Origin of the sequence: Thermohahella caldifontis (assembly GCF_041153465.1) — a bacterium.
Taxonomy (GTDB): Bacteria; Pseudomonadota; Gammaproteobacteria; order Pseudomonadales; family Oleiphilaceae; genus Thermohahella; species Thermohahella caldifontis.
Genome location: NZ_CP154858.1, coordinates 1,322,515 through 1,340,359, shown reverse-complemented (window position 1 = coordinate 1,340,359; position 17,845 = coordinate 1,322,515). Strand labels below are relative to the sequence as shown.

At 58.3% G+C, this 17,845-nt stretch carries 19 protein-coding genes and 1 other RNA gene; 6 read left to right on the top strand and 14 right to left on the bottom strand.

Annotated elements, in window-relative coordinates; genetic code table 11:
* Position 1: 1 nt before the first annotated feature.
* The 6 genes from AAIA72_RS06570 to AAIA72_RS06545 form a co-directional block, all read right to left on the bottom strand.
* The gene (locus tag AAIA72_RS06570; protein ID WP_369602608.1) at positions 2–841 is read right to left on the bottom strand and encodes a DUF3800 domain-containing protein; all 840 of its coding nucleotides are present in this window, start codon (positions 839–841) and stop codon (positions 2–4) included.
* On the bottom strand, positions 838–2,019 hold the full coding sequence (locus AAIA72_RS06565) for a restriction endonuclease subunit S (RefSeq protein WP_369602607.1): 1,182 nt from the start codon (positions 2,017–2,019) through the stop codon (positions 838–840). The genes AAIA72_RS06570 and AAIA72_RS06565 overlap by 4 nt, the downstream gene beginning before the upstream one ends.
* On the bottom strand, positions 2,016–3,578 hold the full coding sequence (locus AAIA72_RS06560) for a type I restriction-modification system subunit M (protein WP_369602606.1): 1,563 nt from the start codon (positions 3,576–3,578) through the stop codon (positions 2,016–2,018). The genes AAIA72_RS06565 and AAIA72_RS06560 overlap by 4 nt, the downstream gene beginning before the upstream one ends.
* Positions 3,579–3,636: 58 nt before the next feature.
* Complete coding sequence (locus AAIA72_RS06555) at positions 3,637–3,882, bottom strand: DUF2188 domain-containing protein (protein WP_369602605.1); 246 nt, start codon at positions 3,880–3,882, stop codon at positions 3,637–3,639.
* Positions 3,883–3,971: 89 nt separating this feature from the next.
* Positions 3,972–4,580, bottom strand: a complete 609-nt coding sequence (locus tag AAIA72_RS06550; protein ID WP_369602604.1) for a restriction endonuclease subunit S — start codon at positions 4,578–4,580, stop codon at positions 3,972–3,974.
* A gap of 367 nt (positions 4,581–4,947) precedes the next feature.
* Positions 4,948–5,412 carry a helix-turn-helix domain-containing protein gene (locus tag AAIA72_RS06545; RefSeq protein ID WP_369602603.1) on the bottom strand — a complete coding sequence of 155 codons (465 nt, stop codon included), beginning with the start codon at positions 5,410–5,412 and terminating at the stop codon, positions 4,948–4,950.
* Between the two features lie 73 nt (positions 5,413–5,485).
* On the opposite strand from AAIA72_RS06545, the gene AAIA72_RS06540 reads away from it, so the two are divergent.
* Positions 5,486–6,573 (top strand): IS3 family transposase gene (locus AAIA72_RS06540; protein WP_369600744.1). Its coding sequence is split into 2 segments (ribosomal slippage): positions 5,486–5,741 and positions 5,741–6,573, totalling 1,089 coding nucleotides; the frame shifts between segments, so codons are not numbered across the junction.
* A 312-nt stretch (positions 6,574–6,885) separates the two neighbouring features.
* A non-coding RNA gene (locus AAIA72_RS06535) (RtT sRNA) lies at positions 6,886–7,016 on the top strand.
* 237 nt (positions 7,017–7,253) lie between these two features.
* Here AAIA72_RS06535 and AAIA72_RS06530 read toward each other — a convergent pair.
* Positions 7,254–7,397: a hypothetical protein gene (locus AAIA72_RS06530; RefSeq protein WP_369602602.1), complete on the bottom strand. Its 144-nt coding sequence runs from the start codon at positions 7,395–7,397 to the stop codon at positions 7,254–7,256.
* Positions 7,398–7,567: 170 nt separating this feature from the next.
* Here AAIA72_RS06530 and AAIA72_RS06525 point away from each other — a divergent pair, with 170 nt between their 5' ends.
* From AAIA72_RS06525 to AAIA72_RS06515, 3 genes are all read left to right on the top strand, one after another.
* Positions 7,568–7,846, top strand: coding sequence for a type II toxin-antitoxin system Phd/YefM family antitoxin (locus AAIA72_RS06525; protein ID WP_369602601.1), 279 nt, complete (start codon positions 7,568–7,570; stop codon positions 7,844–7,846).
* Between the two features lie 5 nt (positions 7,847–7,851).
* Positions 7,852–8,157 carry a type II toxin-antitoxin system RelE/ParE family toxin gene (locus AAIA72_RS06520; RefSeq protein WP_369602600.1) on the top strand — a complete coding sequence of 102 codons (306 nt, stop codon included), beginning with the start codon at positions 7,852–7,854 and terminating at the stop codon, positions 8,155–8,157.
* A gap of 440 nt (positions 8,158–8,597) precedes the next feature.
* Positions 8,598–10,121, top strand: a complete 1,524-nt coding sequence (locus AAIA72_RS06515; protein WP_369602599.1) for an RCC1 domain-containing protein — start codon at positions 8,598–8,600, stop codon at positions 10,119–10,121.
* Between the two features lie 48 nt (positions 10,122–10,169).
* Here AAIA72_RS06515 and AAIA72_RS06510 read toward each other — a convergent pair whose 3' ends face one another.
* Complete coding sequence (locus tag AAIA72_RS06510) at positions 10,170–10,868, bottom strand: hypothetical protein (RefSeq protein ID WP_369602598.1); 699 nt, start codon at positions 10,866–10,868, stop codon at positions 10,170–10,172.
* Between the two features lie 198 nt (positions 10,869–11,066).
* On the opposite strand from AAIA72_RS06510, the gene AAIA72_RS06505 reads away from it, so the two are divergent.
* A complete protein-coding gene (locus AAIA72_RS06505) occupies positions 11,067–11,981 on the top strand; it encodes a hypothetical protein (RefSeq protein WP_369602597.1) in 915 nt (304 codons plus the stop codon).
* A gap of 75 nt (positions 11,982–12,056) precedes the next feature.
* Here the strand turns inward: AAIA72_RS06505 and nth are convergent, their stop codons facing one another.
* Genes nth through rsxB form a run of 6 tightly spaced genes read right to left on the bottom strand, consistent with a single transcriptional unit; the run spans position 12,057 to position 17,842 of the window.
* Entirely contained in the window at positions 12,057–12,692 is a 636-nt protein-coding gene (gene nth, locus AAIA72_RS06500; protein ID WP_369602596.1) for an endonuclease III, read from the bottom strand.
* Positions 12,689–13,399: an electron transport complex subunit E gene (locus tag AAIA72_RS06495; RefSeq protein WP_369602595.1), complete on the bottom strand. Its 711-nt coding sequence runs from the start codon at positions 13,397–13,399 to the stop codon at positions 12,689–12,691. Before AAIA72_RS06495 ends, nth begins: the two co-directional genes overlap by 4 nt.
* Positions 13,396–14,043 carry an RnfABCDGE type electron transport complex subunit G gene (locus tag AAIA72_RS06490; RefSeq protein ID WP_369602594.1) on the bottom strand — a complete coding sequence of 216 codons (648 nt, stop codon included), beginning with the start codon at positions 14,041–14,043 and terminating at the stop codon, positions 13,396–13,398. Before AAIA72_RS06490 ends, AAIA72_RS06495 begins: the two co-directional genes overlap by 4 nt.
* Positions 14,036–15,088: an electron transport complex subunit RsxD gene (rsxD, locus tag AAIA72_RS06485; protein ID WP_369602593.1), complete on the bottom strand. Its 1,053-nt coding sequence runs from the start codon at positions 15,086–15,088 to the stop codon at positions 14,036–14,038. Before rsxD ends, AAIA72_RS06490 begins: the two co-directional genes overlap by 8 nt.
* Before the next feature lies 1 nt (position 15,089).
* Positions 15,090–17,240, bottom strand: coding sequence for an electron transport complex subunit RsxC (gene rsxC, locus AAIA72_RS06480; RefSeq protein WP_369602592.1), 2,151 nt, complete (start codon positions 17,238–17,240; stop codon positions 15,090–15,092).
* Positions 17,237–17,842, bottom strand: a complete 606-nt coding sequence (rsxB, locus tag AAIA72_RS06475; protein ID WP_369602591.1) for an electron transport complex subunit RsxB — start codon at positions 17,840–17,842, stop codon at positions 17,237–17,239. The genes rsxC and rsxB overlap by 4 nt, the downstream gene beginning before the upstream one ends.
* Positions 17,843–17,845 lie beyond the last annotated feature (3 nt).

Sequence of the window (17,845 nt, the reverse complement as noted above, 5' to 3'; positions counted from 1 at the left end):
CTTAAAGTTTCCATTGAGGGTGCTTAATCGCCTGATAGAAGACGACGCACTCGGCCTTTGGGGTGTGGCCAAGTCGGATTCTGTTTTCATCAAGCTTCTCTACCAATTGGTCGTAATAATCTTTCTCGCCAGCGTAGGCTTCCTCCTCGGTGCGTAACTCCAACCAGCGCCGATAGATATAGCTGACGGCATCCGCGATCTGAATCAGCGACGAGTGCTCGGACTTGATAGCGAACGCTGTATTGATGATGTGGTCAAATCGTTCTTTTGGTTTGACCGACAACCACTGAGATTTGCCACGAACCTTGCCACGTTGCTGATAAAGCGCATCGAACCATGGGTCAGCTAGGTAAAGGCCGTCTGACACCTTTGGCATGTGAGCGCGGTTATCGTCGAAAATCAGGACGGTGAGCCCCTTGTTGTTTTTCTCGTTTTGCACCTTCTTCTGAATCTGGGCCGCCACAAACATCCCGCATAACGCCCAGTAGTTGCCGGCGCAAGGTAAATGGAAGCCGCCTTTTTCAGTGGCCTCCTTGAAGGCCTCGAAGGATATGGCCAAGCCCACAATCTTTGAGCATTGGACAGCGATGTCGCACATGTCGGCAAGAAACTGCTTCCGATCATCGGGCGGCACCTTGTTCCAGCCGCCTTTGCCATTGATGAAGGCTTTTGTCTTCAGTTCCTTGGGTGCAGCCGGATGATTCGCTAGAAACGTGGTCAGTTCTGTATCGAACTGGGCGGTATATTTGCGGAGCCGATAGGCGTCTATGAGAAGCCCAGCCATGACAAACACATCGCCCTGGTCCTGATCGCCCGACTCGTCAATATATGCGAACTTCATGCGACTTCCCCTTGTGTTACCCGCCACTGCCCAGTGAGAAGCTTCTGCATCAGGCCTCGCTTCTGGGTCTTGTATTCATCTGCGAGCTTTTTCAGCAAGTCGATTTCGCGCCGTGCGTTATTGAGCACATCGGCCACTTGTGACTGTCTTGTGAAATTGGGCAACGGAAAAACTATGGCCCCCAGGTCGGTAAAGCTGACAGTCTCCCTGACACTGCCTTGAGCACTGTTACGGATTCTTTGCCGGGCCTCGTGTGATGAAAGCCAGTGCAGAAAGAAATCGCTATTGACCTTTGTCTGGTCAAGCTCGAATACGACATACATCGGACTCAAAACCCCCTTGTCCCACTCATCCAAGCGTGCAATGGACCCGACATTTATTCGGGACGGGTTGTAGGCATATTGCCCGCGCGTAACGAGCTTGTAGTTGGACAGGTCAGAACTGGCGACACGCCGTTTGAACTGTTCCTCGGGCAGGATGAATCCATTCGTGTTGGTAACGCTGAGTACTCGTTCGCACTGGGCTTGTCGGTTTCTAATCGTGCACTCCGAAGTGAAGTCGCGTATGTGGCAACGAGGGTAGTGTGGATCGTTAATCAGGGTGCGAACGAGGTACTGAAACCGCCGCTCCTTCGCCTGAATCAGCTGCTCGGTTTTCTCGATGGCCTCGTCCCAGGTGGAGAGCAGGTCGGCGATGGCTTTTTGCTCTTCAATGCCTGGCACAGGTATTTCTAACGATCCAACAGCTTGCTTTGTAATTTTCACCATACTGCCGCTTGTTCCACATGCAGCACGCATAAAATGTTTTCTGGCAAGAGTGCTTTGGAGCACCGCCTCCAAGTAATCTGGGAGTAATTTAGATTCGTCGATACGAAATCTCATCATGAGGTCCGGATATGAACAATTCTCAAGCCCACCTCTATAAAGTGCTGCACGACCCACCTTGTCCAGGGTGTTAGACCGGCTTACAAGGAAATCGCCGGGTTGCAGAATATAGCTATTAGATTGTTCATCTGAATCCGGAACCCATTTTGTTTGACGGAGGTCTAGCCCATTATCAGTAAGAGCACCTAAGCCAAGGATCTTCTTGGATGTAGGCCCTTCAACGCAGACTGGGGAATATCCATTTCTAATAGGGCCCCTCAAAAAGTTTCTTAGCTTCTGGCGTGGTAATCTCACGGGTGCAACTCCTTCAACTTCTCCGTCATCTTCGCCCGCACCACCGCCAGCTCTTTCTCCAGTGCCTCGATTTCCCGCTGCACCGCATCGATGTCGATCTCCTCTTCCTCCTCGAAGGTGTCCACGTAGCGCGGAATGTTTAGATTGAAGTCGTTCTCTGCGATCTCGTCGAGGTCGGCGAGGTGGGCGAACTTCTCCACCTCCTGTCGGGCGCGGTAGGTATCCACGATGCGCTGGATGTGCTCCTCGCCCAGGGTGTTCTGGTTCTTGCCGGGCAGGTAGTTCTCCTTGCCGCTGGCGTCGATGAAGAGCACGTCGCGGCATGCCTCTCGGGCGCCGCCCTTTTCACGACTGCGGTCGAAGACCAGGATGGCCACCGGGATGCTGGTGGTGGGGAAGAGGTTGCCGGGCAGGCCGATGACGGCGTCGAGCAGATTCTCCTCGATCACCTTGCGGCGGATGCGGCCCTCGGCCCCGCCCCGGAACAGCACGCCGTGGGGCACCACCACGGCGACCCGGCCTTCCTTCTCCAGCGCGGCCTCGATCATGTGGCTGATAAAGGCCCAGTCCCCCTTGGACTTCGGCGGCACGCCGCGCCAGAAGCGGTTGAAACGGTCGTGCTCTGCCTCGTCCGCGCCCCACTTGTCCAGCGAGAAGGGCGGGTTGGCCACCACCACGTTGAACTTCATCAGGCGGTCGTTCTCCACCAGCGCCGGGCTGGTGAGGGTGTTGCACCATTCGATGCGGGCGCTGTCGGCGCCGTGCAGGAACATGTTCATGCGCGCCAGCGCCCAGGTGCTGCCGTTGACCTCCATGCCGAACAGGGCGTAGTCGCGGCTGCCCACCTCGTGGGCGGCCTCGATGAGCAGGCCGCCCGAGCCGCAGGCCGGGTCGCAGATGCGGTCACCCGGTTTGGGGGCGGCAAGCTTGGCCACCAGGCGCGAGACACCGTGGGGGGTGTAGAACTCGCCGGCCTTCTTGCCGGCATCGGAGGCGAAACGCTCGATGAGGTAGATGTAGGTGTTGCCGATGACGTCTTCCGAGATGCGGCTGGGGCGCATGTCGAGCTGCGGCTTGTGGAAGTCCTCCAGCAACAGCTTGAGGCGGCGGTTGCGGTCCCTGGTCTTGCCCAGGTTGGCCTCGGAGTTGAAGTCGATGTTGCGGAACACGCCTTCGAGCTTGACCTTGTTGGCCTCTTCGATGGCATCCAGCACCATGTTGATGAGCTCACCGACGTTGGGTTCGTTGCGGCGTTCGTAGAGGCTGTAGTAGTCGGCGACGAAGCTGTCGGTGACCTTGCCGGTCTCCTCGTCCTTGAGTTCGATCTGCGGCAGCACGAAGCGCTCGCGGTCCAGCTTGCGGCGGATGCGCACATCGTCGTCGCCATACTGCGCGCGGTATTTTTCGTAGTGGTCGCGCCACACGTCCGAGATGTACTTGAGGAACAGCATTACCAGGATGTAGTCCTTGTACTGGGCCGGGTCCACCACGCCCCGGAAGGTGTCGCAGGCCGCCCAGGCGGCGCTGTTGATGTCTTTCTGGTCGATTTTTGAACTCATCCGTCTGTGGACTCCCTTATGCTTTTGAACCGGGAGGGCTTGCGCCCTCCCATTTCGTTTAACCCTTGATGTTTCGCGGATCGTGGCCGTGGCTGTCCTTGCGCTGGATTTCGCCGTTCTTGCCATGAATGACAAGTTCGGACCCCTCGCGACGGCTCTGGGCGCGTGCCGCCTGTTCCGCTTCACGCTTGGTCCCGTGCACGCTGGATGCCCGCTCCGCGCCACCCTTCTTGTTGGCCCAGCCATCCTTGTGCGGGACCACATGCCGGGTGCCGCCCTTGCCGCTGCCTGATTTCTTTGCCATGCTATTTACTCCTATTCGCAAGATCACTTGTGAACCAGCCTGCCCGGTGTTGCCGCACCGGGCAGGCCACCCAAACCCAGCGATTGGTGTCACTGGGATCCCGATGCAGCCCGCATCAGAATTCCATCCATATATTGCTTTCGCGCGCTTGCCAGACGCGCCATGAGCTGCTGCTCCTCGGCGGCTAGTTCGGCCAGTTCTACGATGGCTCGTTGGCACTCCAGCGGCGGTAGGATTACCTCCAGTTCCGCCAGTGATTGCTTGCTAATCATGCGCAAGGCGGTGCCCTCCGCTCGGCTGGTCAACCGGGCCTGGGTGGCCGGCCGGTTGATGAACCAGGCCAGGTAGGCCGGGAGGATGCCTTCCCGCGTACGGATCCGTAGCAAGGGGGCGGCAACGATCGCCGGGCCCGGGTCTTGGTCAACTAGCGCGGCGGTATGGGTCTGCCCACGCGAACGGAAGATGATGTCTCCTAAGCGCACAAACTGCCGAGGTTTTGCCTTGCTATACTCGATCCGCGTGAGGGTCGCCGGATCGAGACGGTTGTCGTCGGTCAGGTCTTTCATCTGGATCACTGACAAGTTGCCATCCGGCGTCGCTTCCAGACGGGAGCGGAAGGCGTAGCCCATGGTTATGTCCGCCAGTTGACCGAGTTTTATTGAGGCGACATTCGGCTGTAATGGCTTTACTGTATTCATAAAGCGCAGTATAGAATCCGTACAACGCGCTGTCAAGCGTATTATTGCAGTAATGCGTTTACTGCACGGATTTTGCGCTCAGCTAGCTTAGATGGCGGTTGGCTTCCCAAGCCGCCTCCGTTCATCGGGCATATGGAGGCTCTTGCAGGCGGGAGCAGTCAACGGCAGGACTAGGGTTCGATTCCGAGGTATGAATCGAATCGGTTAGGCGCCATGACAGCTCCCCGGCAAGAATCAGAGGTAAAGGCACGCAGCTTTCCGCTGGCTTCTCAATCGGTTATCACACCCTAGCAGGCACCGGAAACCTTCTTGGAAGCGGTGGGTTGCGGCAGGTGGCCCATCCACCACCAAGGTAGCGTGCTTAGCGCTACTTCCCAGCTATCATTCGTACCGCCAGGCCCAACGGCAGTTTTCTCGGCCGGAGGCGCAGTTCCCCGTCGACGAGGCAATACTCTAGTCCGTCGTTGGTAGCCTGAAATTCGGGTGGGATCCTGAAGCTGAGTAGGCCGTTTCGGACTTCAGCGCTGATCATTTTCCACTCAGATTCCGGTAGTTCGGCCAACGAAGCGGAGGGCACCAGTTCCGAAGGTGCTGTTTCTTCCAGTTCTCCGGGGGCTGTTGGGTGAGATCGTGATCTGGTGGATTCGTAAAGATGCTCAGCTTCGTACTCGAGGATGTCTTCGACTCGATAAACTACCCGCCCGCCGATCTTGATGTATCTTGGCCCCCAGCCAATCGATCGCCACCGTTCGAGCGTGCGGGCGGAGATTCCCCAGTATTCGGCCAGCTGCTGCTGGTTCATGTGTCTGAACATGGCGTGCTTGTGCTTCATGGGGTATTCCCCCCGAAAAAAAGCGGTGTTCATAAGTGGAATTTTCCAGTAACTTACAGACAGGAGATTCCACATGCGTAAATCACGATTCACAGACAGCCAGATCATCAGCATCCTGAAACAGGTAGAGGCCGGGACATCGGTTCCTGAGCTGTGCAGAGAGCATGGGATGAGCAGCGCCACGTTCTACAAGTGGCGCTCAAAATACGGTGGTATGGACGCGTCCATGATGAAGCGCCTGAAGGAGCTTGAGGCTGAAAACGCCCGGCTCAAGAAGATGTATGCCGAAGAGCGCCTCAAGGCCGAGTTGCGCAAGGATGCCCTGGAGGGAAAGTTGTAAGGCCATCTCACCGCAAGGAGATGGCCAGACGCGTCGTCAGGGAGCGAGGCATCAGTATCCGCCTGGCCTGCGAAGTCTTCGGCATCAGCGAAACATGCTACCGCTACAAACCGGTTCTGAGCTCAGAGAACGCAGAGATCGCCCATTGGTTGCTCAGGCTCACTGCCGATGAGCAGAACTGGGGATTTGGCCTGTGTTTCTTTTACCTGCGCAATGTCAAGGGGTTCAGATGGAACCACAAGCGCGTCTACCGGATATACAAGGAACTGGAGCTGAACATGCGCATCAGACCGCGCCTGAGAATCGTGAGGCAAAAGCCGGAACCGCTGGCCGAGCCTGAACGCGTCAATCAGGTCTGGTCCATGGACTTCATGCACCATGAGCTTGAAAACAGGCGTAAATTCAGGCTCCTGAATGTCATTGATGACTACAACCGGGAAGGGCTGGCAATTGAAGTGGACTTCTCACTGCCATCAGAGCGTGTGACACGAGTTCTGGATCAGGTCATCGAATGGCGGGGCAAGCCTGAGAAAATCCGGTGTGACAATGGCCCGGAATACATCAGCCAGACAATCATGGAGTGGGCAGAGAAACGCGGAATAGAGCTGATGCATACTCAGCCGGGGAATCCGCAGCAGAATGCATATGTCGAGCGCTACAACCGCACCGTCCGCTATGACTGGCTGAATCGGCATCTGTTTGAAACACTCGAAGAGGTACAGGACTTCGCGACCAAGTGGCTATGGAAGTACAATAACGAGCGGCCGAATATGGCCCTTGGCGGTGTACCGCCCCGATACAAGCTGCATAAGGCAGCCTGACTCCACTTTTGCGCACCTCTAAAAATGGGGGGAATACCATGGCTCTGTCCTCCTGCAGTCCGTTCAGGCGCCATGAAGGCTCATAAGGTATTGAAAGGCAAGTTGATCTGTGCCAGACGGGGGGTGACGGCCAATGAGTAATTGCGTATTCAAGCGGTGAGGGCTGTTTGCTACCAGTGGGCGTTCTCGTAAGACGGTATTGGATGGAAAGGCGTAGTTCGTCAACGATTTCTATGAGAGATGTCTTCCCACCGCCACTTGTTTTCTCCATTCCCCTTGAGTATTCACAGCGCCCTTGCAGGTCATGGCAGCATTGGTCGTCTGGAGGGAGGGTGAGAACCCTCGCGGTTCGATTCGAGCGAAGCGAGAAAACGCCGCAGCGCTTTGCGCAAGGCGGCCCGAAGGGCGAGGCCGCAGGCCGAGTCATCCCTCCCTCACCGCCAATTAAAATAAGCCACTGAATACATTGGAATCTTTTTGCTATTTCACGTTCAGTCCCCCGCAGGGCTTAAATCCAATCATCCAACGATTCCCCCAATAGGTTGAACCGCGCCGCCATCCCGGCCAATGGAACCTGCACAAAGGCGTCATGCTGTGCGGTCAACCGCTCGAAGGTGTTCCAGTGCATCCTCTTGGGCTTCCAGCCGTCGCTGTTAAGGATGCCCGGCTCCCATCCCAGCTTAAAACACCCGTGCGCCGATCTTTATAAATTTCGGTCCCCAGCCGATCGACTGCCAGCGCTCAAGGGTACGTGTCGAGATACCCCAATATTCGGCCAGCTGTTGTTGGTTCATATGATTGAAAACCGTCTGCTCATGTCTCATAGGTTGCTCTCCTGCGTTGTGTTTCCTTCATGAATGCTCACAAACCGACAGATGGCAACTCAATCAGCACATCGAGATAACAGTGGGGCAACGATCGAGAGCACTCTTGGTGGGTGCTGTTATCAGGTGCTATAATCAGCACCATTTGGGCGGGCCAATAGAGGTGGTCAATGAGTATCAAATTTTCCGAAGACGTCGTGCCGCTGACCGATTTGAAGGTCAATCCGGGTAAGGCGGTTCGGCATGCTGTTGAGGCGCACCGGCCGGTACTCCTGACAAGCCGTGGGCGTGGGGTGGCCGTAATACAATCGGTTACGGATTATGAGGCCGCAGAGGAAGAGCGTGAGTTCATGCGGGCGGTGGTAGCCGGTCTTGCTGATCTTGACGCCGGGAGGGAGCTATCCTTGGAAGAGGCAAAGAGCCGACTTGGGCTGTCAGCCCCGGAGTGATGCCATTGGGCAAAGTTACTATCCGCTTTGCGGAGTCGGCGGTTGCCGATCTGGAGAAGATCCGGCTTTGGTATGCGAAGCAAGGCGTTCCCGATGTCGGGGAGAGGCTTATCACCGAGATCATCCAACGGATCGAGGCGCTCGAAAAGCATCCTGAGTTGGGTAGAATCGTGCCTGAGTTCGACCAGCCTTTTTTGAGGGAGTTGATCCAGCCACCTTTTCGTATCGTCTATCGGCACGATCCGGGCAAGGTTCGCATTGTGCGCGTCTGGCGTAGCGAGCGGTTGTTACGATTGCCGGAGGCGCCATGATCCCTGTCAAGTCTCGCGAAGATAAAGATGAGTCGCACCACCGGATAAGGCTGACTGCTGTTGCGGGTTAGTGTATTCAAGCCGTGGCTACCATTGGCTGCTACCGCGCACCAGCAGTCGTGATCAACAGGAGTAAAGTTGCCGATAGTCAGCAGTTTTTGATGTAAGTTGTCTCTCCACCGCCACTTGTTTTCTCCATTCTCCTTGATTATTCGCCGCGCCCTTGCAGGTCATGGTGGCGTTGGCCGTCCGGAGGGAGGGTGAGAACCTTCGCGGTTTGATTCGAGCGCAGCGAGAAAACGCCGCAGTGCCCATTCGAATGTGGAAGGGTTGAATTTGTCAATGGTGAGCATATATTACCTCTTTGCGTGCGACCCGAAGTACGGAGACGTATGTGTTCTGAATGATTACAGGTGATGAGCATTAAGGGAGGTTCAGTCATGAGCCATCGTATTAATGTATTTATTATCACCCTGATCACGGCGTTGCTTGCCGCCTGTGGTGGCGGTGGGGGAGGTAGTGGTGACGAAGGTGGCGGAGGCGGTTCAGTTGTCGGTGGTGTTGGCAGCGGCAGTAGTGGCAGTGGTAGTGGAGGAACGCCGTCCGCCCAGCCGGAACCGGTGAAGCTTTCTGCTGGCTGGCACCATACCTGTGCGTTGATGGATAACGGCACTGTTCAATGCTGGGGTAGTAACGGGCACGGTGAACTGGGTGATGGTACTACCACAGAAGACAGTCCGACACCTGTCTTGGTCGTTTCAGACAACACCGGTACTCTGCTCACGGGTGTGGAAGAGGTCTCAGCCAGCCGCTACTACACTTGTGCGCGACTGGACACTGGTGGAGTCAAGTGCTGGGGTTGGAATGAAGGCGGTAAGCTGGGGGACGGCAAAGTAGATTATAACTCCTTTAACCTTTCTGCTGCGGTCGCTCCCTTTATTCCGTATGCGGATGAAGCCAGCTCCAGTTATCCCGTTGATGTCGTTGATACAAACGATCAGCCACTAACAGATGCTGTCTCTGTTACTGCGGGTTCATGGCATGCTTGCGCTCTGCGAGAGAATCATCAAGTGGTCTGCTGGGGTCAGAACTTCGATGGTGCCTTGGGGATTGGCAAGGATCCTGTGGATTTTGATCCACTTAACCCTGACTGGGATACGCTGTTCTCGCCCCGTGCACTGACCGTAGTCACCGCTGCCGGGTCTCAGTCCCCATTGACTGATGTTATTCAGATTTCGGCAGGCAGTTCAGATCATACCTGTGCATTGATCGATCCTGATCAGGACGGTAAGGGCAGAGTGCGTTGCTGGGCCTGGAATGGCGGAAGTGAGGGGCAGTTGGGTAACGGAAATCTCACCGACGCCTACGCCGTTGCACCATCCGATCCCGTGCAACTCAACGACGGTAACAATACGGTTATTGAAAACGCTACACAGATCGCAGCAGGGGCAGATCATACCTGCGCCTTGTTGGATACGAATGAGGTGGTTTGCTGGGGATGGAATGCATACGGGCAAGTAGGAAGCAACAGCAGCGCCGGTAGTGCACCGCGGGCTGAATATGTGCTGGTGGACAACCAAGGTACACGCCTCACAGATGTCAAACGTATCGTCACGGAGCGCGGAAGTCACACTTGTGCACTGAAAAACGATAACAGCTTGTGGTGCTGGGGCGACAATACCCATGGCCAGTTGGGCCAGGATCCGACCTTGGTTGATAAAGCCCCCTTTGCGATACCCGGACCGACAAACCTGCCGGGGACGATTCTCGAAGTTGCCGTAGGTGGTGGTGGACGGGATCCGCTGGACAATGCGCTCATTCAGTATGACGGCATGCACACATGCGCCCTCGTTGAAACTAATCAGGGAAAAGACGTATGGTGCTGGGGCAGCAACGATCATGGGCAGCTGGGAGACGGAACGACCACAGACAGTCATGAGCCGGTTCAGGTAACGGGCTTGTGATCCTTTCTCTGCCCGGCCGCTATTGGCCGGGCCAGGCAGATCCGAACATTATCCACCTTTGCCGTGACGGACAACGGCAATGCACTGGAGTTTCAGCAGGACAGGATAGTCACGGTGAACAAGGCGGCTTGGTGCATGATCGGGATGTGCGCCGCCGCTGCAGCGCCCTGTCGCTCTGACAGTCGCCTTCAGGGTTGCTCCCTTGGGTTGCGCCCATTGGCCGGGCGGTGCATTCTGCAGTAGCTGCTCACAGGACTCCGCAAGCTTGGCGGTGCTGAAGGGTTTCAGGGAAATGGTTTTTGTCAGCCCACTGATACCCGCCTTGTTTTTCTGGCTTTCCTCATGCAGTACAACGGGTGGGCTATCGACAGGCGCCTGAATGTTGTAGGCAAGGTAGGTGAGGTGCATAGTCGCGGGACAGCTCATGCCTAGTGTGCCCTGAAGCTGCAGATTGCCCTCGGTGCTTACGGGTTCCCATTTCAGAAGCTTGCCCTCCTTAAGGTTGCCGCTGACCAGCTTCATTCTGATACGGGCCACCGGCGTTTTGCCTGTTTGGAGAAAATGGGGGATGCTTGTAAATGTGTTGCTCGGGGATTTCAGCTTTGGGGTGGCTTGGGAGGCCGCTGCCCCGGGCTGAGGTTGCGCAACGGGAAGCACAAAGTTTGCCTTGGGTAAGCCGGCGTTTGCCGGGTGAGCAAGGGTTGTCAATGCCAGTAAGGCCAACAGAGTCTGGATGACGGCGTTCATTGGGCACCTCTCTTGTCAGGGCCTGCCTGTCCGGTCACGGTATGGGCTGCCGTGAGGCAGGTGGTCGGCAAAGGGTTTATCCTTATTCAGCTTGGGAAAAGCATGGGTTGATGCCCATCCTCTCCTTATGTGCTTTTCATTATATGAGTCGTATACGGTGTTCAAAGGGTTCAGTTTGTTTACGCGGGAATTAATTTGATGGAACTTTGGCAAAGGCGATTCATTCAGGCACACCGGCTGCCGCCAGCATATCCGGACATGGCGGAACGCTGGTTCCGGCCGGCACTGGAAACCTTGCTGGCCACCCGGCCCGGTGACCGCCCCCTGATGATGGGTATCCAGGGGTGTCAGGGCAGCGGCAAGTCCACGCTGGCGGCCTGGATGGACGCTGCGTTAACGGAGGCCGGGCTGACCGTGGCGACCCTCTCGCTGGATGACTTCTATCTGCCCAGGGACAGCCGGGCGGATCTGGCAGAGAGGGTACACCCGCTGCTCCGCACGCGCGGCGTACCGGGAACCCACGATGTCGGCAGGTTGGTGAACGTGCTGGAGCATTTCCGGCAGGGGCGTGTTCCGGTCGCCCTGCCAAGGTTCGACAAGGCCACGGACAACCCCGTGCCGGCGTCCGGTTGGCCGATAGTGAACACGCCGGTGGATGTGGTCATTCTTGAAGGATGGTGCTGGGGTATTCCGCCGGAGCCGGAACCGGCACTGGAAACGCCGGTCAACACGCTGGAAGCCAATGAAGATCCGGATGGCCGCTGGCGACACTGGGTCAACGCCCGGCTGCGGGAAGACTACGTACCCCTGTATTGTCTTATGGATGTGTTGCTGTCATTGCGGGCGCCCGATTTTGCCTGTGTGGCCCGCTGGCGGTCCGAGCAGGAAGATCGTCTCCGGGAGTGGCGACTGGCGCGTGGAGAACCGGTGGCGGCGCTCATGTCGGCAGCGCAGATTGAGCAGTTCGTGGCCCATTATGAACGCCTGACACGGCACGGGCTCCGTGTGCTCCCGGATATTGCGGACGTCACCTGGCAGCTGGATGGGCAGCGTCACATCGTGGGGTGGCAAAGCCGTCCCCATCTGAAATTGCCGGTGGTGCCGGACGGCTGAGGCGACGCCACGCCGATACCCCCTGAAGCTACGCCGGTTGAAAGTGACGGGCAAGTCGTACCCGTGGCCAGACGTTCAGTCGGAGGTCTTGTCCTTGTACTCGCAGAGATCCTCGATGATGCAGGCGCTGCATCGGGGCTTGCGGGCGGTGCAGATGTAGCGGCCATGCAGGATCAGCCAGTGGTGGGCATCTTTCCTGAATTCGGCAGGCACGTACCTGAGGAGCTTCTTTTCCACTTCCAGCGGCGTTTTGCCCTTCGCCAGTCCTGTCCGGTTGGCTACGCGAAAGATATGGGTATCCACCGCAATGGTGGGCTCGCCAAAGGCCGTATTCAGCACCACATTGGCCGTCTTGCGGCCCACTCCAGGAAGCTTTTCCAGTGCTTCCCGGGTGCGCGGCACTTCACCACCGTACTCTTCCACCAGTATCCTGCAGGTCTTGATGATGTTCTCGGCCTTGCTGTTGTAAAGTCCGATGGTCTTGATATAGGCCTTCAGGCCATCCACGCCCAGGTCCAGAATCGCCTGTGGCGTGTTGGCTACAGGAAACAGCTTGGCAGTTGCCTTGTTGACGCCCACATCCGTGGCCTGAGCCGAGAGAATGACCGCAATCAGCAGTTCGAACGGTGTGCTGTAGTTGAGCTCTGTCGTGGGATGGGGGTTGGCAGCCCTCAGACGCTCGAAGATTTCCCGGCGCTTGGCGGCATTCATGCCTGAGTGACCCTCACCCGACGGCTTTCAGCAGAGGGTTTCGGTGTTGTCTTCGCCACCTGTGCGGCCTTGATGCGCGCATCAATGATGTTCTTGAGCGCCATGATCAGGCCCAGCCCGATGAAGGCCCCGGGAGGCAGCATGGCAAAGAGTACGCCGGGATAGTCCCTGAAGACGTGCAGTGTCCAGTCCCTGGCTGCAGGCCCGAACATGAGATCCATGTTGACGAACAGTGTGCCCTGGCCCAGCAATTCGCGCATGGCGCCGAGCAGAAGCAGAACGATCAGAAAACCCAGGCCCATCATGAAGCCATCCACCGCAGCCGGCAGTACGGGATTTCTGGAGGCAAAGGCGTCGGCACGCCCCAGGATACTGCAGTTGGTGACAATCAGCGGGACAAAGATACCCAGAATCTGATACAGCTCGTAGGTATAGGCTTGCATGAGCAGCTCGGCCGAGGTCACCAGGGAGGCAATGATCATCACAAATGCGGGCAGGCGAACCGTTGCCGGAACATAATGGCGGATCAGGGATACGGCAATGTTGGATGCAGTCAGCACCAGCAGGGTGGCCACACCAAGGCCCAACGCATTGACAACGGTTCCGGTGACGGCCAGCAGTGGACAGAGTCCCAGCACCTGCACCAGTGCCGGGTTGTTGTGCCACAGGCCATCCATCGAGATGTCTTTCAGTGATTTGGTGCTCATGGCGCCTCCTGTTTGTCTGCCGGCATTTTCAGGAGCTCGTCCCGGTGCGCGCTGAACCAGGCTAGTACCTCTGTCAGCTGACTGACAATGGCCCGCGGCGTGATGGTCGCCCCCGTGAGCTGATCAAAGGCACCACCATCCTTTTTGACCTTCCAGAGTTCGCGGGGCGGATTCTGCAGGGATGCACCCTGGAATTGCCTGAGCCAGCCGGATTTGCGCGCTTCAACCTGGTCGCCCAGACCCGGTGTTTCCTTGTGGCTGATGATCTGAACGCCTATCAGGGTACCATCCGCGCGGATGGCGGCAATGCCGTGGATATCGCCGTTATAGCCTTCCCGGGCGGTGAAGGGAAGGATGACGGCCTCCACCTTGCCCTGCCGGATGGCACGATATCCCGGCGTGGGTTGGCGCAGGCCCAGTGCCGTACCGGGTTCAAGGTCGAAAGCCGTATCCAGAATGGGAACGTCAGTCGCATTTTCCGGAATCAGGGTGTACAGCGACCTGGCCCGGGCCTGAGCTTCCGCCAGGGCAATATCGTCAGCCGTCACCTCGTGTGTGACGGCAATGATGCCTGCGGTGACCATGGCAAACAGACCCAGTCCGATGGCGCCGCGGAGTATGGAGGCTTTCAGGCTGTTATCCACGCTCACCTCCCTTTTTCAGTCCCCGTGGTGCGGAGGTATGACCATAGGCGCGGGGCTGGGTGTAGTAGTCGATCAGAGGAGCTGCGAAGTTGAACAGCAGCACCGAGAAGGCCACTGCATCCGGGTAGCCGCCCCAGGTACGAATGATATAGACGGTCATGCCGATCCCAAGCCCGTAAACCAGTTTGCCCAGGTGGCTGGTGGCCGAGGTGGCGGGATCGGTGGCGATGAAGAACGCCCCCAGCATGGTGGCGCCGGAAAGCAGATGAATGCTCAGAGGCGTGTGGGTATCCGGGTCCCAGCCAAAGGCCAGCGCCATGAGTGACAGTCCTCCCAGCATGGCGACCGGCACATGCCAGGTAATCAGACGACGCCAGAGCATCCACAGGCCCCCGGCAAGGAAGCCCAGGTTGACCCACTCCCAGCCCGCGGCAATCCAGCTGCCGAACATGGGCTCACTGCGCAGGACTTCTGCCGTGCTGGCGCCGATTTCGTGGCGGTAGGTATCCAGCGGTGTGGCCATGGTAAAGCCGTCTGCCACGGGGTGTCCCGCAAAGATCACGCCCAGCGTGTCCATCAGGGAAGGTGTATCACCGTGAATGGTCACCGGCGTTGCCCAGCGTGTGGTCATGTAGAGCGGGAAGGAGACCAGCAACAGTGCGTAGGCAGCCATGGCCGGGTTGAAGGGATTCTGTCCCAGCCCGCCATAGAGTTGCTTGGCAAAGACGATGGCAAAGAATGCACCGGTTGCGGCGATCCACCAAGGCGCAAAGGGTGGCAGTGCAATGCCCAGCAATACCCCGGTGAGTGCGGCGCTGCCATCATTGAGATAGAAGCGGACAGGCCGGCCCCTGAGTTTCAGTACGATGCCTTCAAAGAAGAGAGCAAGGGTGGCCGCCAGCAGAATCTGGATCAGGTTTCCCCAGCCAAAGAACCAGGTCTGAGCGGCCACGCCGGGCAGTGTCGCCAGCATGACCTGACGCATGACGCGCCCGGTATGATTGGGGCCTGTAAGGTGCGGCGAGGTGACGCGAATCAGTGCCATCTCAGGTATTCTCCGGTTGGGGGATGCCGGCAGCCGCCAGAGCTTCTTCGGCCTGCCTCAGACGCTCACGGTTCTTTTCCACGGCGCGCTCCAGTTTGGCTATCTTGTCTTCCGGATCCTGGTTGGCCCGTGCCTCATCCAGCATGTTCTGCATCATGTCCAGCTTGCGTTGAGCATTGTCCACGGCAGCCTTGAGGGCTTCTCTGTCCGGTGCCGGGGGCTCCGCAGGTGCCGGGGCTTCCGCTGCAGTACCACCCGTCAGTTCAGCCAGTCGCGATCTTTCCTTGGTCAGCGTGGCCTCCAGGCTCGCCCGCCGTACGTCGTCATCGGTCTTGGCAATGGTGGCTTCCAGGGTCCGGATCTTGTCCTGCAGACGCTTGATCCGGCGCGCCTGCTGTTCGGGGTCCAGGGCCGGTGCGCCGGGTGCCGGTTTTGCCGCGACCTGTGGTTTTTGCTGTTCCGCTTCCGCCAGACGTGCTTCCGCCAGCTTCAGGCGCTCAAGGTTCTTTTCAATCACCTTGGCCATACGGGCCTGGCCTTCCGCATCATCGGGGGGAACCTCGGCAGCGGCAGCCTTGACCTTGTCCAGTTTCTTGCGGGCCTGCTCAACCTGTTTGCGCAGGGTTTCCAGCTCTTCCGGAGGGGGCGCGGCAGATTCAGGCTGCGTCGTCGTGGTGCCGGAGGCTTCCGCAGCGGTCTGTTTGGCAGCCTGTGCGGCCGCAGCCGCTTCGGCGCGTGCCCTGCGGCGGGCTTCCTTTTCTTCCTTTTCACGCTCCAGGCGTGCCAGGCGCTGCTCGTAGCGCTCCCGGGCATGTTCCGCGCGCGCCTTTTCCTCGCGTGCCTGCCGAAGCTCGCCCTTGGCAAACCGGTAATACTGAACGAGCGGTATGTGGCTGGGACAGACATAGGCACAAGCGCCGCATTCGATGCAGTCCATGAGATTGTAGCGCTCGGCCATGTCGAGGTTGCGTGAGCGGGCGAACCAGTACAGTTGCTGGGGCAGCAGTTCTGCCGGGCAGACCTCGGCGCAGAATCCGCAGCGGATGCAGGGCATCTCCGGTGGCGGATCCGGGAACTCGGAGGCAGTTGCTGCAATGATGCAGTTGGTGGTCTTGATGACCGGAGCCTGCAGATTCTCCAGCGTGAAACCCATCATCGGACCGCCCATGATGACACGGCGGGTCCGTTGGGCATCCAGTTCACAGTGATCCAGCAGGAAGGAGACCGGCGTACCGATCCGGACCTCGAAATTGCCCGGCTCGCCCACACCCTCTCCCGTGACGGTCACAATACGCGAAACCAGAGGCCTCCCGTTTTCGATGGCGTCATACACGGCGTAGGCAGTACCCACATTCTGGCACATCACGCCGATATCTGCAGGGATCCGGCCGTGCGGGACCTCCTTGCCGGTCAGAATCCGGATGAGCTGCTTTTCGCCCCCGGAGGGGTATTTGGTCGGGATGACGACCACTTCTATGCCGGTGTGTGCCGTAGCCTGCTTCAGGGCCGCTATGGCTTCCGGCTTGTTGTCCTCGATGCCGATGATGCATTCTTCCGGCGCCAGCAGGTGAGCCATGATTTCGATGCCCCGGACTATCTGTGGGGCACGCTCACGCATGAGCATGTCATCCGCGGTGATATAAGGCTCGCACTCCGCGGCATTGATGATCAGGGCATGGACCTTGTCTTCTTTTGGCGGGCTCAGCTTGACTGCCGTGGGGAAACCGGCGCCACCCATGCCGCTGATTCCGGCCATGCGGATCCGCTCAAGGAGGTGCTGACGCGACAGGGTCCGGTAATCGGGGACCGGTTCCGGATCCACCCATTGATCCCGTCCGTCGGCGTCGATAATGATGGACGGTACGGGCAATCCCGAAGGATGGGCGGCGGGTCGGTTTTCAATCGCCGTCACGGTACCCGAAGTGGGGGCGTGGACGGCCGCCGAGACCAGCCCGATGGGACGGGCGATGAGCTGACCGGCCAGTACGTGCTGGCCAGGCGCGACGATCGGTTCCGCAGGGGTCCCGATATGCTGATTGAGCGGTACGCTGAACTGTTTGGGCAGGGGAGCCGTGCGGATGGGCTTGCGCGTGGAGACGGCCTTGTGTTCCGGAGGATGAATGCCGCCGTGGAAATCCCAGAGCTTTCTCATGCTGCTTCATCCTCCGTCCTGGTGGCCGGTTTTAACGGGCCGACGATGCGGATGGGGACCGTCTCGGTTTCGGGTTTCTCCCAGTGCCAGTTCTGAAGTGTCACGGGACGCGGGCGCATCTCGATGCAGTCAACCGGGCAGGGCTCCACACAGAGGTCGCACCCCGTGCATTCGTCCGCGATGACCGTGTGCATCTGCTTGGCCGCGCCAACAATGGCGTCCACCGGGCAGGCCTGAATGCACTTGGTGCAACCGATGCACTCATCCTCCCGGATATAGGCCACGCGTTTCTCGCTGGTGGCGCCTTCTTCCGCATCCAGGGGCTGGGGATCCACACCGAGCAGGTCGGCAAGTTGCTGAATGACGGCCTCACCTCCGGGCGGGCAGCGGTTGATGGCCTCACCGTTGGCGATGGCTTCAGCGTAGGGGCGGCAGCCCGGATAGCCGCACTGGCCACATTGGGTCTGCGGCAGAATGTTGTCGATCTGATCGACGATGGGATTTTCCTCCACCTTGAAGCGGACGGAGGCATATCCCAGCAGGGCACCGAAAATCAGTGCCAGAATCAGCAGGGCAACAATGGCTATTATAACTGCAGTCATGCT

Coding starts and splice junctions, on each gene's coding strand:
- AAIA72_RS06570 (WP_369602608.1), bottom strand. CDS start 841: ATGAAGTTCGCATATATTGACGAGTCGGGCGATCAGGACCAGGGCGAT.
- AAIA72_RS06515 (WP_369602599.1), top strand. CDS start 8,598: ATGAGCCATCGTATTAATGTATTTATTATCACCCTGATCACGGCGTTG.
- AAIA72_RS06560 (WP_369602606.1), bottom strand. CDS start 3,578: ATGAGTTCAAAAATCGACCAGAAAGACATCAACAGCGCCGCCTGGGCG.
- nth (WP_369602596.1), bottom strand. CDS start 12,692: ATGAATGCCGCCAAGCGCCGGGAAATCTTCGAGCGTCTGAGGGCTGCC.
- AAIA72_RS06555 (WP_369602605.1), bottom strand. CDS start 3,882: ATGGCAAAGAAATCAGGCAGCGGCAAGGGCGGCACCCGGCATGTGGTC.
- AAIA72_RS06505 (WP_369602597.1), top strand. CDS start 11,067: ATGGAACTTTGGCAAAGGCGATTCATTCAGGCACACCGGCTGCCGCCA.
- AAIA72_RS06510 (WP_369602598.1), bottom strand. CDS start 10,868: ATGAACGCCGTCATCCAGACTCTGTTGGCCTTACTGGCATTGACAACC.
- rsxB (WP_369602591.1), bottom strand. CDS start 17,842: ATGACTGCAGTTATAATAGCCATTGTTGCCCTGCTGATTCTGGCACTG.
- AAIA72_RS06495 (WP_369602595.1), bottom strand. CDS start 13,399: ATGAGCACCAAATCACTGAAAGACATCTCGATGGATGGCCTGTGGCAC.
- AAIA72_RS06525 (WP_369602601.1), top strand. CDS start 7,568: ATGAGTATCAAATTTTCCGAAGACGTCGTGCCGCTGACCGATTTGAAG.
- rsxD (WP_369602593.1), bottom strand. CDS start 15,088: ATGGCACTGATTCGCGTCACCTCGCCGCACCTTACAGGCCCCAATCAT.
- AAIA72_RS06530 (WP_369602602.1), bottom strand. CDS start 7,397: ATGAGACATGAGCAGACGGTTTTCAATCATATGAACCAACAACAGCTG.
- AAIA72_RS06545 (WP_369602603.1), bottom strand. CDS start 5,412: ATGAAGCACAAGCACGCCATGTTCAGACACATGAACCAGCAGCAGCTG.
- AAIA72_RS06550 (WP_369602604.1), bottom strand. CDS start 4,580: ATGAATACAGTAAAGCCATTACAGCCGAATGTCGCCTCAATAAAACTC.
- rsxC (WP_369602592.1), bottom strand. CDS start 17,240: ATGAGAAAGCTCTGGGATTTCCACGGCGGCATTCATCCTCCGGAACAC.